Raw genomic sequence first — 14910 nt, 5'->3', positions numbered from 1 at the left:
CAAATGTCCGGGTCAACTCTGCTCTGTCTGCGACAGGTTCACGCCAGGCACGTCAACACCCTTGACGGGGTGGTGAATCCGTTTCGCCGATGCGCGGGTGACGCGATGGGGCGATAGGGTTACCCTGCCTTGGCCGGGTGCCTCGTACGGGTGGGGAGTCTCATGGATCAGATAGCTATGCGCAGCAGGCCGCGTGTGCCTGCCGTCGATTGCAGTGGTGCGTCCAGTTCGCGCCTCGACCGCCACCTCGCGGTGCTGGGCGGTCCCGCCCTGCCGCAGGGCGAGGTCGAGGGCGCCACTTCGCTGATGCGCGAGCTCACCACGCGCGACCACGCACGCGCCGGTGCGAGCCGTACGGCGCGCGTCTCCCTGTTCGCTCCCCTGCGCAGACTGCGCCGCTCGCTGTTCGGCAGCCGCCACTGACCTGTTCCCCCTGCCCGGCACCACCTAGCGCGCGTCCAGTGTGACCGTGAAGGAGAAGCGGTCGCCCCGGTAGCGGATGCGGGCGACGTCCACGACGCGCCCGCCCTCGTCGTACGTGACCCCCGTGTAGTGCAGGATCGGGCTCAGCAGCGGCACCCGCAGCAGGCGGGCCGTCTCCGGGTCGGCCAGCCGCGCCTCCACCGTGTCCGTGATGCGGGCGATGCGCACCCCCACCACGTCGCGCAGCACCTTGGTCATCGGTGCGTGCGTGAGATCGGCCGGATCGATGCGCTCGGCCACATCGGGGCGGACCAGGTTCTCCGCCCAGTTCGTCGGCTCGCCCGACGCCTCGTCACTGCGCAGCCGCCGGAAGGCGATTGCCTCCGTGAGGTCCGGGAAGTGCTCGGCCAGTTCGGCGGGCACCGGCGCCGGGCCGTGGCCCAGGACCGCCGTGTGCTCGCCGGACTGCTGGGCGACGATCGTGTCCACCGAGCCGAGCAGCCGCACCGGCGAGGTGCGGCGGGCGCTCGGCTCGATGAACGTGCCGCGCCGCCGGTGCCGGCTGATGAGCCCCTCCGCCTCCAGCTCCTTGAGTGCCTGCCGCATCGTCAGCACGCTCACCCCGTAGTGCGAGGCGAGCGCGTCCTCGGTGGGCAGGCGCAGCGGGTCGTCCGTGCTGCGCCCGAGTATCGAGGCCCGCAACGACTGCGACACCTGGTACCACAGCGGCAGTTTGCGGTTCAGGGCGAGGGAGTCGGGTGCGAAGACGGTCACTGGGGGCTCCCTACGAGGCGAAGTGGCGCTCCAGACCCTGCCACACCGCGTCGTACCCCCGTTGCAGGTGTCCGGCCGTCGCCGCCTGCCCGGTCAGGGTGATCGGCCAGCGGGTCTCGAACATGAACGCCAGCCCGTCGTCCACCTTGTGGGGCTTGAGGTCGGCCGCGCTCGCCTTGTCGAACGTCTCCCGGTCGGGGCCATGGGCGGACATCATGTTGTGCAGCGAACCGCCGCCCGGCACGAAGCCCTCCGCCTTGGCGTCGTAGGCGCCCTCGATCAGGCCCATGTACTCGCTCATCACGTTGCGGTGGAAGTACGGCGGCCGGAAGGTGTCCTCGCCCACCAGCCAGCGCGGCGCGAACACGACGAAGTCGACCCCCGCCAGCCCCGGGGTGTCGGAGGGCGAGGTCAGTACCGTGAAGATGGACGGGTCCGGGTGGTCGTAGCTGATCGTGCCGAGGACGTTGAAGCGGCGCAGGTCGTAGACGTACGGCACATGGTTGCCGTGCCAGGCGACGACGTCGAGCGGCGAGTGGTCGTAGGTTGCCGACCAGAGGTTGCCGCAGAACTTGTTGACGACCTCGACCGGGCCCTCGGTCCCCTCGTACGCCGCGACCGGGGCCAGGAAGTCACGGGGATTCGCGAGCCCGTTGGCCCCGATCGGGCCGAGGTCGGGCAGGACGAACGGGCGGCCGTAGTTCTCGCACACGTAGCCGCGGGCAGTCTCATCCAGGAGCTCCACCCTGAAGCGCACTCCGCGCGGGATCAGCGCGACGTGCCCCGGCTCGGCCCGCAGCAGCCCGAACTCGGTGCGCAGCAGCAGCCCGCCCTGCTGGGGCACGATCAGCAGCTCGCCGTCGGCGTCGCTGAACACGCGCCGGGTCATGGAGGAGTTGGCGGCGTACAGGTGGACGGCCATGCCCGCGCGCTGGGCGGCGTCGCCGTTGCCCCCCAGGGTCCACAGCCCGGCCAGGAAGTCCGTGCCCTCGGCGGGCTCGGGCATCGCGTTCCAGCGCAGCCGGTTGGGGTCGGGGACGGCCTCGGTGAAGGGGGCGCCGCGCACGGCCCCGTTGTCGACACGGGTGAACGGCGGGTGCGCGGCCGACGGCCGGATGCGGTACAGCCACGACCTGCGGTTGGCGTGCCGGGGCTCGGTGAAGGCCGAGCCGCTCAACTGCTCGGCGTAGAGCCCGAGCGGCGCGCGCTGCGGCGAGTTGCGTCCGATGGGCAGGGCGCCGGGCACGGCCTCGCTGCTGTGCTCGTTGCCGAAGCCCGACGCATACCGCAGGCTCTCGGCGGTCTTCCGGGCCTGCTCGTTGTCCGTGCCGGTCATCGCGTGTCTCCCGCTGCCGAAGGAATCCTATGGAGGACCGTAGGATTTCCGGCACCGTGCGTCAACGGTCACTGGTGTGTCACCGCTACGCGTGATTGGCTGGTGGCTGCTGCATGTACCGGCGGGACGAGGAGACGGCGTGATCGCACACGACGGGATGTTCATCGACGGTGGCTGGCGGGACGCGGCCGGGACCGGGGTGATCGAGGTGATCAACCCGGCTGACGAGCAGGTCATCGGCACCGTCCCGGCCGGTACCGCCGAGGACGTGGATGCCGCCGTCCGGGCCGCCCGTGCCGCGCTTCCCGGCTGGGCGGCCACGCCGCCCGTCCGGCGGGCCGAGCTCCTCACCGCGCTCGCCGGCCAACTGACCGCCCGGAGCGAGGAGATGGCCGCCACCATCACCGCCGAGCTCGGCACGCCGATCGGTTTCTCGCGGAAGGTGCACGCCGCTCTGCCGACGGCCGTCACCGGTTCGTACGCCGAACTCGCCGCCACGCACGCCTTCGAGGAGCGCATCGGCACCTCGACCGTCCTGCACGAGCCGGTCGGCGTGGTCGCCGCGATCACGCCGTGGAACTACCCGCTGCACCAGATCGTCTGCAAGGTGGCGCCCGCACTCGCCGCGGGCTGCACGGTCGTGCTCAAGCCCGCCGAGAACACCCCGCTCTGCGCGCAGCTGTTCGCCGAGTGCGTGGCCGCGGCCGGATTCCCGGCGGGGGTCTTCAATCTCGTCACCGGGCTGGGCGCGGAGGCGGGACAGGCCCTGGCCGAGCACGGAGGAGTGGACCTGGTCTCCTTCACCGGTTCCACGGCCGTCGGCCGGCGTATCGGCGCGATCGCGGGCGGGGGCGTCAAGCGGGTCGCCCTGGAGCTCGGCGGGAAGTCGGCGAACGTCATCCTGCCCGGCGCCGACCTGGCGACGGCCGTTGCCGTCAACGTCGCCGATGTCATGCGCAACGCGGGCCAGTCCTGCAACGCGCTGACCCGTACGCTCGTCCACGCCGACCACTACGACGAGGCCGTCCGCCTGGCCGTCGAGGCCGTGTCGGAGTACGTGCCGGGCGACCCCACCGACTCCGCGTGCCGGCTCGGCCCGGTGGTCAGCGCCGCCCAGCGCGACCGGGTGCGCGGCTACCTCCGCCGCGGTGTCGAGGAGGGCGCCCGCCTGGTGGCGGGCGGCCCGGAGGCGCCCGAGGGCCGGGAGAAGGGCTACTACGTGCGGCCCAGCGTGTTCGCCGAGGTCACCCCCGAGATGGCCATCGCCCGGGAGGAGATCTTCGGCCCGGTCCTGTCCTTCCTCCGGTACGAGGACGAGCACGACGCCCTGCGCATCGCCAACGACAGCGACTACGGCCTCGCCGGGGCCGTCTGGGCGGCGGACGAGAGCGAGGCGGTGGCGTTCGCCCGCCGCATGGAGTGCGGACAGGTCCAGGTCAACGGCGGCCGGTTCAACCCGATGGCACCCTTCGGCGGCTACAAGCAGTCCGGTGTGGGGCGGGAGCTGGGCGTGCACGGGCTGAGGGAGTTCCTCCAGACCAAGGCGCTCCAGCTCTAGCCCTGCCGTGGTAGTCCTCAAGGCGTCAGCCGCGGGTCGACTCCCGTTGCTGTGACGGCAGATGAACCACGATGAGGGCGAAGGCGGCGAGGACGATATTGCGCTCCGCCGCCTGCAGTCCGTTCCACTTCGACGACTGCCACATCGCGAACCACTCGCCGCCGATGGCGATGAACCCCGCCCCGAACAGCAGCAGGAACATCACCAGCCCCAGGGAGCTCGCCCGCCGTGCCCGGCGGCAGTCGCCGCGCCGCAGGCCGCGCGCCCACAGCGCGGTGGCCAGGATCAGGACGACGGCGGTCAGGGCCTCCCAGGCGATGATCGCCACATAGGCGATGTCCTGGAGCGTGTGCGAGGTGATGGCCCGCCACATCAGGGAGTCGTCGTGGAACGTGGTGTCCATGGCCAGAACATGCCGGACGAACTGGCGGTTGGTGTCGAAGTCGGTGATGTTGCCGAAGACGACGAGCGTGATGTAGAGCGCGACGATCGCGGTGAGCGCCGCCGCCGCTGCCGACAGGGTTCCGAACCTGGTCATCCGTGCGGTGAACATCCGCCATGCATGCCCGCCCGGCAGGGCCCGCATGCGGCCTGAGCGCCTGCTCAGCAGCGGGATAGGGTGGGGCGTCCGGTCGACGGGCCCGCGGCGGGCCGGGAGGGGAAGGCAGAGGCATGGACACGCAGGACGGGCCGGCCGAGGAGTGGGCCGACGTCACGCCCGACGCCGCCCGGCGGCTGCTGACCGCCGCGGTCCAGGCGTTCGCCGAGCGCGGCTACCACGCCACCACCACCCGCGACATCGCCGGGCGCGCCGGCATGAGCCCCGCGGCGCTCTACATCCACTACCGGACCAAGGAAGAACTCCTCTACCGGATCAGCAGCGTTGGCCACCGCCTCGCCCTCGACCTGCTCCGCCGCGCCCACGACGCCGACGGCGGCCCGGCCGAGCGGCTCGCCCTGGCCGTCCGCTCGTTCGTCCGCTGGCACGCCGAACACCACACCACGGCCCGCGTCGTGCAGTACGAACTCGGGGCGCTCGGCGAGGAACACCACGCGGAGATCACCGGGTTGCGCCGCGAGACCGACGCGGTCGTCCGCGCCATCATCGAACAGGGCGTCGCGACGGGCGACTTCGACGTCCCCGACGTACGCGGCACCACACGTGCCGTGATGTCCCTGTGCATCGACGTCGCCCGCTGGTTCCGCAGGGACGGCAAGCACACCTCCGAGGAGGTCGGCGAGCTCTACGCCGGGCTGGTGCTGCGGATGGCGGGTCACCACGCGTAACGGGTCACCACGCGTAACAGGTCACCACACGTAGCGGGACACCGACTCCGCCACGCACACCGGCCGTTCCCCGCCCTCGCGTTCGACCGTCACCACGGTCGTCAGCTGCACCCCGTCCGTCACACCGGTCACGGACGCAAGGCGGGCCGTCGCGCGCAGCCGGGAACCGGCGGGGACGGGAGCGGGGAAACGGACCTTGTTCAGACCGTAGTTGATGCCCAGCCGGGCACCCTCGACCCGGATCAGCTGCGGCAGGAAGGCCGGCAGCAGCGAGAGGGTCAGATAGCCGTGCGCGACCGTGGTGCCGAAGGGGCCCTTCGCTGCCCGCTCCGGGTCCACGTGGATCCACTGGTGGTCCCCGGTCGCGTCCGCGAACCGGTCGATGCGCCGCTGGTCCACCACCAGCCAGTCGCTCGGGCCGAACTCCTCGCCCTCGGCGGCCTGCAGGTCGGCGAGCGACGTGAACACACGAGGTCCGGTCATCCGCTCAGGATGGGCAGTGCCTCACCGGCTGTCAACGACATCGGGTGACGTAGAGTCCTGTCTCGTGCCGCAGATCACGAACGACGTACACGAGCTCACCGTCGGGCAGCTGGCCGCACGAAGCGGAACGGCTGTTTCCGCACTGCACTTCTACGAGGCCAAGGGGCTGATCAGCAGCCGCCGTACCTCCGGCAACCAGCGCCGGTTCGACCGGGACACGCTGCGCCGGGTCGCCTTCATACGCGCCGCGCAGCGCGTCGGCATCCCGCTCGCCACGATCCGCGAGGCGCTCGCCCGGCTGCCCGACGAACGCACGCCCACCCATGAGGACTGGGCCCGGCTCTCCGAGCTGTGGCGCAGCGAGCTCGACGAACGGATCAACCGGCTCCTGCGGCTGCGCGACCACCTCGACGACTGCATCGGGTGCGGCTGCCTCTCGCTGGACAAGTGCTCGCTGTCCAACCCCGACGACCGCTTCGGCGTCCGGTCCTGCGGATCACGGCTGGGCTGACTGCTGTTGGTGTGCGGGTCGGCCGCTTACCGTCCCGCACACGCTTCCCGCCCCGTCGCGGGCCTCACACCGCCGCGTACCGTGACTCGAACATGCGGCGCCGTGCCGCCGACAGCGCCCCGGGGGTGAGGACTGCGACGGGCACCACGATCCCGCACTCGGTGCAGACAGGGCCTTCCAGGGGGCAGCGCTCCAGGTCGGTGCGCCACTCGATGCGTTCCTGGGAGCAGACCGGGCAGCACTCCCCGGGCTCCGATTCCATCGCCGTGATCACCCGGCGCAGCACGTCCGCGAGCCGGGCCCCGGGCCGTACTTCGGGGGCCGCGCACGGCACGATGTCACAGCCGCCCCAGGTGTTGCGGTGCCAGTCGTCGACCGCGCTCGGCTGGCGGATTCCGTAGTACTTCTCCCGCCTGCGCCGCCCGGCGAACTCGACCTCGTACGCGAGCCAGACCTCACGGGCCTCCTCGAGCTCGGCCAGCGCCGTGATGAGCCGTGCCGGGTCGGGGGACCGGTCGTCGGGGGCGAGACCGGCCCCGGCGCACAGGTGCTGCCAGGTCGCCCGGTGTCCGTAGGGGGCGAATCGCTCGAGGCACTTGCGCAGGGACGTCCGCCGCAAGGCGATCGTGTTCTCCGGATTGCGTACCTCTCGTGCGAGAGCTCTGAAACCTGCCACTGCATCCCACCTCCGCGGCGCGGACTCGTAACCGACATGGAAGGGACGTAATGCGCGGCGATTCGGATCCCTCCGGCATGCCGGCTCAGGTCAGGACTCCTCCGGCCAGCAGTACGACGCGGGCGAGTTCGGGGTGGCAGATGTCGCTGTGGGCCCCGCTCGGCGGCCCGCCGCGCCGTACGACGCCGGACGCGTCGAGGTTCACGGGGCCCGTGCCGGGCAGGCCGCCGTCCAGCGCCCGGGCCAGGGTGAGGTCCGTGGCGCCGGCCACGGCCTGGATGCCGTCGTGGCCCATCGCGCCCCACCGGGCGGTGTCGAAGCCGAGCAGCGACTCGGCGTCCCCCCGGGCGGTGTCGGAGGCGGTCAGCGAGTCGGCGTCCCCGCTCAGCCGGGACGCGAGCGGGTAGAGCACCCCGAGCGCCAGGTCGTGGCTCGACCAGCAGCACACCACCGGACCGTCGACCCGGTCCTGCAGGCCGTCCAGCACACCGCCGTGGCTGTGCGCGAACGGCAGCCGGGAGGCGAACGTGTAGTGCGAGAAGGCGCCTTGGAGCATGGTCAGCGAGCGGACGGGCCGGGCGTCCTGCGGCAGTCCGGCCAGGGCGAACGACACCAGCCGCGCTCCGAAGCTGTGCCCCGCGAGGTGGACGCGCAGCCCGGGGGAGGAGCGCGCGAGTGCGCCGAGCGCGGGGCCGAGCCCCTCGCGGCCCACGACGCCCGCCCTGCGCTTCATCTCCCAGTACGCGCCCTGGCGCAGCAGTTCGAGGGCGCCGTCCCACGCCCGGTGCAGCACACCGCCGAACAGCGAGCTCACCCTGGCGCCCGTACTCTCCAGCGCGGAGGCGAAGTTCTCGCACACCGTCACCGCTTCCTCGGTGAACATCAGGGGTTCGGCGGTGTCCGCCCCGGTGTCCAGGACGCCGCTGCCCCGCGGCTGCGGGGCGACGAGGGTGCGGACGAGCCGGGCGAACTCCCCGATCCGCGCCGGTTCCGCGGGCCGGGTCGCCAACAGCTCGGCCAGCCGGTCGAGTTCGGCGTCCCGGCCGGGGAAGGCGGTCCCCAGGTCCCGCCGGATGTCAGGGGGAAGCCCGGGCCCGGCGGCCACCGCGACGGACTGCGCGGGGAACTCGGGGATGGGCTCGTCCGTGAACCGCATCGACGGCCAGATCACGCCGCCGTAGCCGAGGCGCACGTCGGACCCGGCGCCGGTGAGCAGCCCCGGGAAGGGCGCGAAGAAAGTGGCGTAAAGACCTGTTGCCATCGACCGGTTGTTGTTCCACCCGTGCGCGAACACGACCAGATCGGTGAGGTTCTGCTCGACCACGCCGCTCACCAGGGCGTCCCGCTCGCGGGGGTCGGGATGCCCGTCCTTGTCGAAGGTCACTTCCCAGTAGGGCCGCACGCTCATGTCCGTCATCTCGTCCCCTTTGCGCGGTGCGTGTGCGCGCATGGTCCTGCTGTCAAGAGGGTCTGTCCAGCCTTCCTGGAACGGTTCACACCGGGGGGTGGCAACTAGCTGGCGAGGGGTCAGAAGCCGTGCCCCGTACGGCCGATGGCAAGATCCTCGAGCAGGGGCCGCGCGACCGGCGCGGCCCCGCAGCCGGCGGAGGGGTGGGGTCATGACGAGAGCCGAGACGGTGAGAGCGGCGGCGGGGGTCCGTGAACGGCCGGTGCCGCAGCGGCTGCTGGCCGCCGCCACCCGTCTCTTCGCGGAGCAGGGTTTCGACCGCACCTCCGTCCAGGAGATAGTCGGCGCGGCCGGGGTCACCAAGGGCGCGCTGTACCACTACTTCGGGTCCAAGGACGATCTGCTGCACGAGGTGTACGCGCGCGTACTGCGTCTCCAGCAGGAGCGGCTGGACGTCTGTGCCGGAGCGGATGCCCCCGTCGAGCAGCGGCTGCGCGACGCGGCGGCGGATGTCGTGGTCACCACCATCGAGAACCTCGACGACACCACGATCTTCTTCCGCTCCATGCATCAGCTCGGCGAGGAGCAGCGCGGGCGGGTACGGGCCGAACGGCGGCGCTACCACGAGCGGTTCAGGGCCCTGGTCGAGGAGGGCCAGCGCTCGGGGGTGTTCAGCGCGGCCACCCCCGCCGACCTGGTGGTGGACTACCACTTCGGCTCCGTCCACCACCTCGCGGGCTGGTACCGCCCGGGCGGGCCGCTCACCCCGCGGCAGGTCGCCGACCACCTCGCCGACCTGCTGCTGCGCGCCCTGCGCCCGTAGGGCGCGCCCGGGCCGTCAGGCGTGGCAGGCCAGGGGCTCGCCGCCGTTCAGCACGGACATCTCGCCGAAGACGGTCCGGACGTCCAGCGGTGAGCCCTCCGGCAGGCCGTCCAGCTCGGCGAAGGCACGGTGCAGATTGCCGACGAGCCGTTCGCTCTCGGGGAGTTCGGCGAACTCCCCGAGGTCCGCCTGCTGCGCGGCCTCCAGTGGCGTCCGCCCGGCGGCGCGCGCGGTACGGGCCAGCCGGTCCACGTACCTGAGGTAGCTCTCGGCGCGGTCGTAGACGCCGGCGTCGGTCACGGGGCCGTGGCCGGGCACGACGACGCGTGCGTCGAGCCCCCGCAGGACGTCGAGGGCGCGCAGCGATCCGCTGAGCGAGCCCATCGTGATGAAGGGGGTGCCGTTGTTGAAGACGAGGTCACCGGTGAACACCACGCGCTGCTGCGGGAGCCAGACGATGGTGTCGCCGACCGTATGGGCGGGGCCGGGGTGGATCAACTGCACCTCGATGTCACCGATGTGGAGCGTGAGCGTGTCGGTGTAGGTGAGTGTGGCGGGGGTGATGCGTACGTCCCCGTACTCCACCAGGGGCCAGACGGCGTGCAGTTGGGGCCCGACGGCCAGGGTCTGTTCGCGGCAGCCGACGTGGCCGATGATCGTCGCCTCGCCGGCGAAGACGCAGTTGCCATAGGTGTGGTCGCCGTGGTGGTGCGTGTTGACCACGAGGGACGGTACCGGGGCACCGCTCGCGGTGATCGCGTCGCGCAGCGCGCGGGTGCGCGGGATGGTGGCGGCGGTGTCGATCAGCAGGGTGCGGTCCCCGTCGGTGACGAACCCCGCGTTGTTGAGGCACCAGCCGCCGTCGGGCTGGACGAAGGCGGTCACACCCGGCGCGAGGGGAACCGTGTAGGGCTCGGCCGTCGAGGCCGGGGACTGCGGGGTGCCGTCGGGCATGTACGGGCCTTTCGCCAGGGTCCGCGCGGGGCGCGCGGAACGGACCGCCCGTCAGAATACGGGCAGGTCAGGTGCCCTGGCCGAGGCCACGGCGGAACCGCTCCAACAGCCCGTACAGCGTGGTGCGCTCCTGGTCGTCGAGGGCGTCGAGCGCGCCGTGCGTCGCCTGCATCTCGGCCCGGACCCGGCGGATCGTCTCGTGGCCCTCGTCGGTGGCGACCACGTTCTTCACCCGGCGGTCGGCCGGGTCGGTCTCGCGGCGCACCAGCCCGCGGGCCTCGAGCCGGTCGACGATGCCGGTGACGTTGGAGGCGTCGCACACCAGCATCGTGGCGAGGCCGCGCATGGGGACGGGGCCCTTCAGCTGGGCGAGCACCTTGGCCTGCATGGGGGTGAGGCCGTGCCGGGAGGCGGCCGCCGCGAAGTCCTGCCACTGCGCGGTGCCGAGCGCCGCCACCAGCTCCAGGAGCCGGGCCTTGGACGGGGGTGACGGGGGCTGGGGGTTCGCGGCGGTCATGGGTGCCAGTCTACGCAAGAGCTTGACCTCATCAACAATTAATTTGACTACCTGAAGTATCTGGGTCTAGCTTTGCCGGGTTGCTTGATGGCCTCAAGCATCAATGTCGTGAAGCAACCCGGAGGAATTCCCGTCCCATGACCGCACAACGGGGCAACGAGACGGTCATCGTCTTCGCCCTCAGCCTCGCCGCCATGGTCGTCTCGATGATGCAGACGCTCGTCGTGCCGATCCTCGGCCTCATCCAGCACGACCTGCACACCACGTCCGCGAACGTCAGCTGGGTCACCACCGCGACCCTGCTGTCCGCCGCGGTGTTCACCCCGCTGCTCGGCCGCTTCGGCGACCAGCACGGCAAGAAGAAGACCCTCGTCGGCGTGCTCGTCGTCATGGTCGCGGGATCCGTGCTCGCCGCCGTGACCCACTCGCTCCTGTGGCTGATCATCGGCCGGGTGCTCCAGGGCGCCGCGACCGCGATCTTCCCCCTCGCCCTCTCCGTGCTGCGCGAGGAGATCCGCCCGGCCAAGCTGCCCGGCGCGATGGCCATGGTCAGCGGCACCCTCGCCTTCGGCAGCGGCCTCGCCCTCGTCGCCACCGGCCTGCTCACCTCCGGCGACAACCCCGACTACCGGGTCGTCTTCTGGCTGGCCACCGGCCTCGCCGCGCTCGCCCTGGTCGCCGTCGTGACCCTGGTGCCCGCCACCCGCGAGACCACCGGCGGCCGCACCGACGTCCTCGGCGCGCTCAGCCTGGCCGCCACCCTGATCCTGGTGCTGCTGCCCATCACCCAGGGCCACGAGTGGGGCTGGACCTCCGGCCGCACGCTCGGCTGCTTCGCCGGCGCCGTGGTGATGGCCGCGGTGTGGGTGCTCGTGGAGAACAAGGTGCGCGAGCCGCTGGTCGACATGAAGATGTTCGTCCACGGCCCGGTGCTCTTCGCCAACATCGCGGGCCTGCTCGTGGGCTTCGGCTCCTTCGCCCTCTTCATCGGCGTCTCGTACCTGGTCCAGATGCCGTCGAAGATCGCGGGCTACGGCTTCGACGCGACGGTGCTGCGCGCCTCCGTCGAGTATCTGCTGCCCAGCACCCTCGTCTCGCTGCTGGCCGCGCCCATCGGCGGCCGGCTCGTCCGCAGCCACGGACCGCGTCTGGTGCTGATGCTCGCCTCGATCGTCGGCACCGCGGGCTTCGCGTGGATCGCGCTCGACCACGACCACACGTTCTCCGTGATCGCCGCGGGCATGCTCGTCGGCGCGGGCATCAGCTTCGGCTACGCCGCGATGCCCGCCGTGATCGTCGCGAGCGTGCCGCACCACCAGACCGGCATCGCCAACGGCATCAACTCCATCTCCCGCTCGACCGGCAGCGCCATCGGCTCCGCGATGATCACCTCGGTGCTGGCCTCGAAGAGCATCGAGCACCTGCCGCCGGGCGTGCCGAAGCTGCCCGCGGAGAGCCAGTTCACCCTCACCTTCGTCGTCGCGGGCGTGGCATTCGTGCTGGTCTCGCTGGTGGCCGGGGCCGGGCTGCGCAGGATCCGCGCGCTGGGCGCCGGCGCGGTGGCGGGGTCGGCCGCCGCGGCGGACGCTGGGACCGCACCCGTCACAGGAGGAACGCGAGCATGAAGGCTGTCAGCTACCGCGCGTACGGCGGCCCCGAGGTCCTCGAGGTCGGCGAGCTCCCCGAGCCCACGGTCGGCCCGGACGCCGTCCTGATCAAGGTCGAGGCGGCAGCGGTCAACCCGGTGGACTGGAAGGCCCAGGCGGGCTACCTGGACGGGATGATCACCTCCGTCTTCCCCGTGATCCCCGGCTGGGACGTCTCCGGCACCGTCGTCCGCCTCGGCGCGGACACCCCCGAGTACCGGGTGGGCGACGAGGTCATGGGCTACGTCCGCGAGGACGTCCTGTCCCGCGGCACGTTCGCCGAGTACGTGGCCGCACCGGTGCGCACCCTGGCGCGCAAGCCGGCCTCGCTCTCCTTCGAGCAGGCCGCGGGCCTGCCGCTGGCGGGCCTGACCGCCTGGCAGGCGCTCAAGGCCACCGGGACCGGCGAGGGCGACACCGTGCTGGTCCACGCCGCCTCCGGCGGGGTGGGCTCCATGGCCGTCCAGCTCGCCCGGCACCTCGGCGCCCGCGTCATCGGCACCGCGAGCGAGCGCAACCACGACTACCTGCGCTCGCTGGGCGCCGAGCCCGTCGCCTACGGGGACGGACTCGCCGGGCGGGTACGGGCGCTGGCGCCGCAGGGCGTGGACGTCGTGCTCGACCTCGTCGGCGGGGGCGCGATCCTGACCTCCCCCGAGGTCACGGCGCCGGGCGCCCGCCTGGTCTCCATCGCCGACCCGGCCGTCGCCGAGCTCGGCGGACGGCTGCTGTGGGTGCGCCCCGACGCGGCGGACCTCGCGGAGCTGGGCGCGCTGGCCGACCAGGGCGTCCTCACCGTCGAGGTCGCCGAGGTCCTCCCGCTGGAGAGGACGGCCGACGCCCAGCGCCTGAGCGCCGAGGGGCACACCCGCGGCAAGATCGTGGTCAGGCCCTAAGCGGGGTTCCGCCGCCACTCCCGCAGCCGCCGGTAGGCCTCCAGGCCGTCCGGCACCCACTCCCACGCGGGCAGGCGCGCCTCCAGCTCCTCCTCGGCGAGGAACGCGTGCCAGGCGACCTCCTCCCGCTGGGGCCGGACCGGAAGCTCGCACCGGACCTCGTAGACCCCCGACCACCACGTGTGCTCGGGGGTCTCGTACAGGAAGCGGAACAACGGCGTCGGTGCGGGCAGGCCGCTGACGCCGAGCTCCTCCTCCGCCTCGCGCAGCGCCGCGTCGTCGTACGACTCGCCGGCGCCCAGCACCCCGCCGACGAACATGTCGTGGCGCGAGGGGAAGACGAGCTTCTGCGCCGTACGCCGGTGCACGAAGATCCGCCCCTGTCCGTCCCGGGCCAGGACGAAGACACAGCGGTGGCGCAGCCGCCGGGCGTACGCCTCGCCGCGCGGCGCCTGCCCGATGACACGGTCCTGCTCGTCGACGATGTCGAGCACCTCGTCCGCCGACAGCCTTTGGTGATCCTGGTGATCGGTCATGGGCCCATCCCACACCCTCCGAGCGGCTTTGCCGAAGTCCGGTGCGGTACCGCGCCCCGTGAGGGGCGCGGGGACTGCGCGACCGGCCATGGACGGCCCGCAGCCATCGCACCGCACTTCCGGCGGAGCGCTCAGTGCGGCTGGAGGTCACGCGCCCGGGGTTCGGCGACCCCGGAGGGCATCGCCGGGTGGCGGCCGATCAGCACGATGCCGACCACGATGGCGACGACCCCCGCCGCCTGCCACGCCAGCGCGCCGGGCGACGTGCGCAGCCGGTCGCCCAGGAACCCGACGCCGCAGGCGATGCCCGCGAGCGGCTGGGCCGCGGTGAGCGCGGGCAGCGACATCCGCAGCGGGGCCGTCTCGAAGGCGCTCTGCACCAGCACCAGGGCCGTGATCCCGAGGGCCAGCACGGTGTACGGCTGCCAGCTGGTGAGGAACGTGCCCCAGCCGCCTTCCGAGAACAGCTTGCCGCTGACCCGGGTGAGCGCGTCCTGCACGCCGTAGAGCAGGCCGGCGGCGAGGGCGAGGAGCGCGGCCTCGGCGCTCATCCGCAGCCGCTTCGCGACGGCCGTCAGCAGCATCGCCGCACCGACCATCAGCCCGATGATCAGCCAGTGCCGCAGCGGATCGGTGACCGAACTGCCGCCGTGCGGCTGCCCCGCGACGATGAACGCGCTCACGCCGCCGGCCAGCAGCCACAGCCCGCCCCAGCCGCTGCGGCCCAGCGGCTGCTTCGTCTGCCAGCGGGAGAGGGCCATCGCGAACAGCAGGTTGGTCGCCATCAGCGGCTCGACCAGGGAGATCTCGCCCTTCCCCAGCGCGATCGCGCCGAGGACCATCCCGCACACCATCAGCACGATGCCCGCGACCCAGCGCGGCATCCGCACCAGGTCGAGCAGCAGGCGCAACGAGAGGAAGTCGCTCATCGGTGCCCGCTGCGCGGCGTTCTGCTGGAGAACGAAGCCGACACCCAGGCAACACGCCGCACTCACGGCGAAGGCGAAGACCATGACGTCGCGCACCTCAAGACCGGCCGGTCGTCGGAGACTTGACACAAAACGATAGCCGCCCCGGGGACG

At 72.1% G+C, this 14910-nt stretch carries 17 protein-coding genes; 7 read left to right on the top strand and 10 right to left on the bottom strand.

The features are described 5' to 3' along the window. The first annotated feature begins 162 nt into the window (after positions 1-162). Positions 163-423, top strand: a complete 261-nt coding sequence (locus ACV530_RS01985; protein ID WP_494330415.1) for a hypothetical protein — start codon at positions 163-165, stop codon at positions 421-423. 24 nt (positions 424-447) lie between these two features. Here the strand turns inward: ACV530_RS01985 and ACV530_RS01980 are convergent, their stop codons facing one another. Both ACV530_RS01980 and hmgA read right to left on the bottom strand, forming a co-directional pair. Further along, positions 448-1197, bottom strand: a complete 750-nt coding sequence (locus ACV530_RS01980; protein WP_494330414.1) for a GntR family transcriptional regulator — start codon at positions 1195-1197, stop codon at positions 448-450. A gap of 10 nt (positions 1198-1207) precedes the next feature. Next, the gene (gene hmgA, locus ACV530_RS01975; protein ID WP_494330413.1) at positions 1208-2533 is read right to left on the bottom strand and encodes a homogentisate 1,2-dioxygenase; all 1326 of its coding nucleotides are present in this window, start codon (positions 2531-2533) and stop codon (positions 1208-1210) included. Positions 2534-2672: 139 nt separating this feature from the next. Between hmgA and ACV530_RS01970 the strand changes: the two genes are divergently transcribed. Further along, on the top strand, positions 2673-4091 hold the full coding sequence (locus ACV530_RS01970; protein ID WP_494330412.1) for an aldehyde dehydrogenase family protein: 1419 nt from the start codon (positions 2673-2675) through the stop codon (positions 4089-4091). 25 nt (positions 4092-4116) lie between these two features. Here ACV530_RS01970 and ACV530_RS01965 read toward each other — a convergent pair whose 3' ends face one another. Beyond that, complete coding sequence (locus ACV530_RS01965; protein WP_494330411.1) at positions 4117-4629, bottom strand: DUF2165 domain-containing protein; 513 nt, start codon at positions 4627-4629, stop codon at positions 4117-4119. Positions 4630-4763: 134 nt separating this feature from the next. Here ACV530_RS01965 and ACV530_RS01960 point away from each other — a divergent pair, with 134 nt between their 5' ends. Next, complete coding sequence (locus ACV530_RS01960; protein ID WP_494330410.1) at positions 4764-5378, top strand: TetR/AcrR family transcriptional regulator; 615 nt, start codon at positions 4764-4766, stop codon at positions 5376-5378. Positions 5379-5399: 21 nt separating this feature from the next. Here ACV530_RS01960 and ACV530_RS01955 read toward each other — a convergent pair whose 3' ends face one another. Continuing rightward, complete coding sequence (locus tag ACV530_RS01955) at positions 5400-5861, bottom strand: MaoC family dehydratase (RefSeq protein ID WP_494330409.1); 462 nt, start codon at positions 5859-5861, stop codon at positions 5400-5402. 64 nt (positions 5862-5925) lie between these two features. Here ACV530_RS01955 and soxR point away from each other — a divergent pair, with 64 nt between their 5' ends. Then, a complete protein-coding gene (gene soxR / locus ACV530_RS01950) occupies positions 5926-6372 on the top strand; it encodes a redox-sensitive transcriptional activator SoxR (protein ID WP_494330408.1) in 447 nt (148 codons plus the stop codon). A gap of 64 nt (positions 6373-6436) precedes the next feature. On the opposite strand, the gene ACV530_RS01945 is transcribed toward soxR, so the two are convergent. Both ACV530_RS01945 and ACV530_RS01940 read right to left on the bottom strand, forming a co-directional pair. Continuing rightward, positions 6437-7048 carry a hypothetical protein gene (locus ACV530_RS01945; protein ID WP_494330407.1) on the bottom strand — a complete coding sequence of 204 codons (612 nt, stop codon included), beginning with the start codon at positions 7046-7048 and terminating at the stop codon, positions 6437-6439. An 85-nt stretch (positions 7049-7133) separates the two neighbouring features. Next, the gene (locus ACV530_RS01940; protein ID WP_494330406.1) at positions 7134-8465 is read right to left on the bottom strand and encodes a serine-threonine protein kinase; all 1332 of its coding nucleotides are present in this window, start codon (positions 8463-8465) and stop codon (positions 7134-7136) included. A gap of 202 nt (positions 8466-8667) precedes the next feature. Between ACV530_RS01940 and ACV530_RS01935 the strand changes: the two genes are divergently transcribed. Then, the gene (locus ACV530_RS01935) at positions 8668-9279 is read left to right on the top strand and encodes a TetR/AcrR family transcriptional regulator (RefSeq protein ID WP_494330405.1); all 612 of its coding nucleotides are present in this window, start codon (positions 8668-8670) and stop codon (positions 9277-9279) included. Positions 9280-9294: 15 nt separating this feature from the next. Here ACV530_RS01935 and ACV530_RS01930 read toward each other — a convergent pair whose 3' ends face one another. Beyond that, the gene (locus ACV530_RS01930; protein ID WP_494330404.1) at positions 9295-10233 is read right to left on the bottom strand and encodes an MBL fold metallo-hydrolase; all 939 of its coding nucleotides are present in this window, start codon (positions 10231-10233) and stop codon (positions 9295-9297) included. A gap of 67 nt (positions 10234-10300) precedes the next feature. Continuing rightward, complete coding sequence (locus ACV530_RS01925) at positions 10301-10750, bottom strand: MarR family winged helix-turn-helix transcriptional regulator (RefSeq protein WP_494330403.1); 450 nt, start codon at positions 10748-10750, stop codon at positions 10301-10303. A gap of 137 nt (positions 10751-10887) precedes the next feature. Between ACV530_RS01925 and ACV530_RS01920 the strand changes: the two genes are divergently transcribed. Next, the gene (locus tag ACV530_RS01920) at positions 10888-12375 is read left to right on the top strand and encodes an MFS transporter (RefSeq protein ID WP_494330402.1); all 1488 of its coding nucleotides are present in this window, start codon (positions 10888-10890) and stop codon (positions 12373-12375) included. Further along, a complete protein-coding gene (locus tag ACV530_RS01915; protein WP_494330401.1) occupies positions 12372-13292 on the top strand; it encodes an NADP-dependent oxidoreductase in 921 nt (306 codons plus the stop codon). The genes ACV530_RS01920 and ACV530_RS01915 overlap by 4 nt, the downstream gene beginning before the upstream one ends. Here the strand turns inward: ACV530_RS01915 and ACV530_RS01910 are convergent. After that, on the bottom strand, positions 13289-13828 hold the full coding sequence (locus ACV530_RS01910) for an NUDIX hydrolase (RefSeq protein ID WP_494330400.1): 540 nt from the start codon (positions 13826-13828) through the stop codon (positions 13289-13291). The genes ACV530_RS01915 and ACV530_RS01910 overlap by 4 nt on opposite strands. 131 nt (positions 13829-13959) lie before the next feature. Continuing rightward, positions 13960-14841, bottom strand: a complete 882-nt coding sequence (locus tag ACV530_RS01905; protein ID WP_494330399.1) for a DMT family transporter — start codon at positions 14839-14841, stop codon at positions 13960-13962. Positions 14842-14910 lie beyond the last annotated feature (69 nt).

It is taken from the genome of Streptomyces sp. SX-6 (assembly GCF_059089585.1).
The sequence above is the reverse complement of the archived record's forward strand: the minus strand, read 5'-3'. Positions and strand labels throughout refer to the sequence as shown.

Coding starts and splice junctions, on each gene's coding strand:
- ACV530_RS01985 (WP_494330415.1), top strand. CDS start 163: ATGGATCAGATAGCTATGCGCAGCAGGCCGCGTGTGCCTGCCGTCGAT.
- hmgA (WP_494330413.1), bottom strand. CDS start 2,533: ATGACCGGCACGGACAACGAGCAGGCCCGGAAGACCGCCGAGAGCCTG.
- ACV530_RS01965 (WP_494330411.1), bottom strand. CDS start 4,629: ATGACCAGGTTCGGAACCCTGTCGGCAGCGGCGGCGGCGCTCACCGCG.
- ACV530_RS01960 (WP_494330410.1), top strand. CDS start 4,764: ATGGACACGCAGGACGGGCCGGCCGAGGAGTGGGCCGACGTCACGCCC.
- ACV530_RS01955 (WP_494330409.1), bottom strand. CDS start 5,861: ATGACCGGACCTCGTGTGTTCACGTCGCTCGCCGACCTGCAGGCCGCC.
- ACV530_RS01940 (WP_494330406.1), bottom strand. CDS start 8,465: ATGACGGACATGAGCGTGCGGCCCTACTGGGAAGTGACCTTCGACAAG.
- ACV530_RS01935 (WP_494330405.1), top strand. CDS start 8,668: ATGACGAGAGCCGAGACGGTGAGAGCGGCGGCGGGGGTCCGTGAACGG.
- ACV530_RS01930 (WP_494330404.1), bottom strand. CDS start 10,233: ATGCCCGACGGCACCCCGCAGTCCCCGGCCTCGACGGCCGAGCCCTAC.
- ACV530_RS01925 (WP_494330403.1), bottom strand. CDS start 10,750: ATGACCGCCGCGAACCCCCAGCCCCCGTCACCCCCGTCCAAGGCCCGG.
- ACV530_RS01920 (WP_494330402.1), top strand. CDS start 10,888: ATGACCGCACAACGGGGCAACGAGACGGTCATCGTCTTCGCCCTCAGC.
- ACV530_RS01915 (WP_494330401.1), top strand. CDS start 12,372: ATGAAGGCTGTCAGCTACCGCGCGTACGGCGGCCCCGAGGTCCTCGAG.
- ACV530_RS01910 (WP_494330400.1), bottom strand. CDS start 13,828: ATGACCGATCACCAGGATCACCAAAGGCTGTCGGCGGACGAGGTGCTC.
- ACV530_RS01905 (WP_494330399.1), bottom strand. CDS start 14,841: ATGGTCTTCGCCTTCGCCGTGAGTGCGGCGTGTTGCCTGGGTGTCGGC.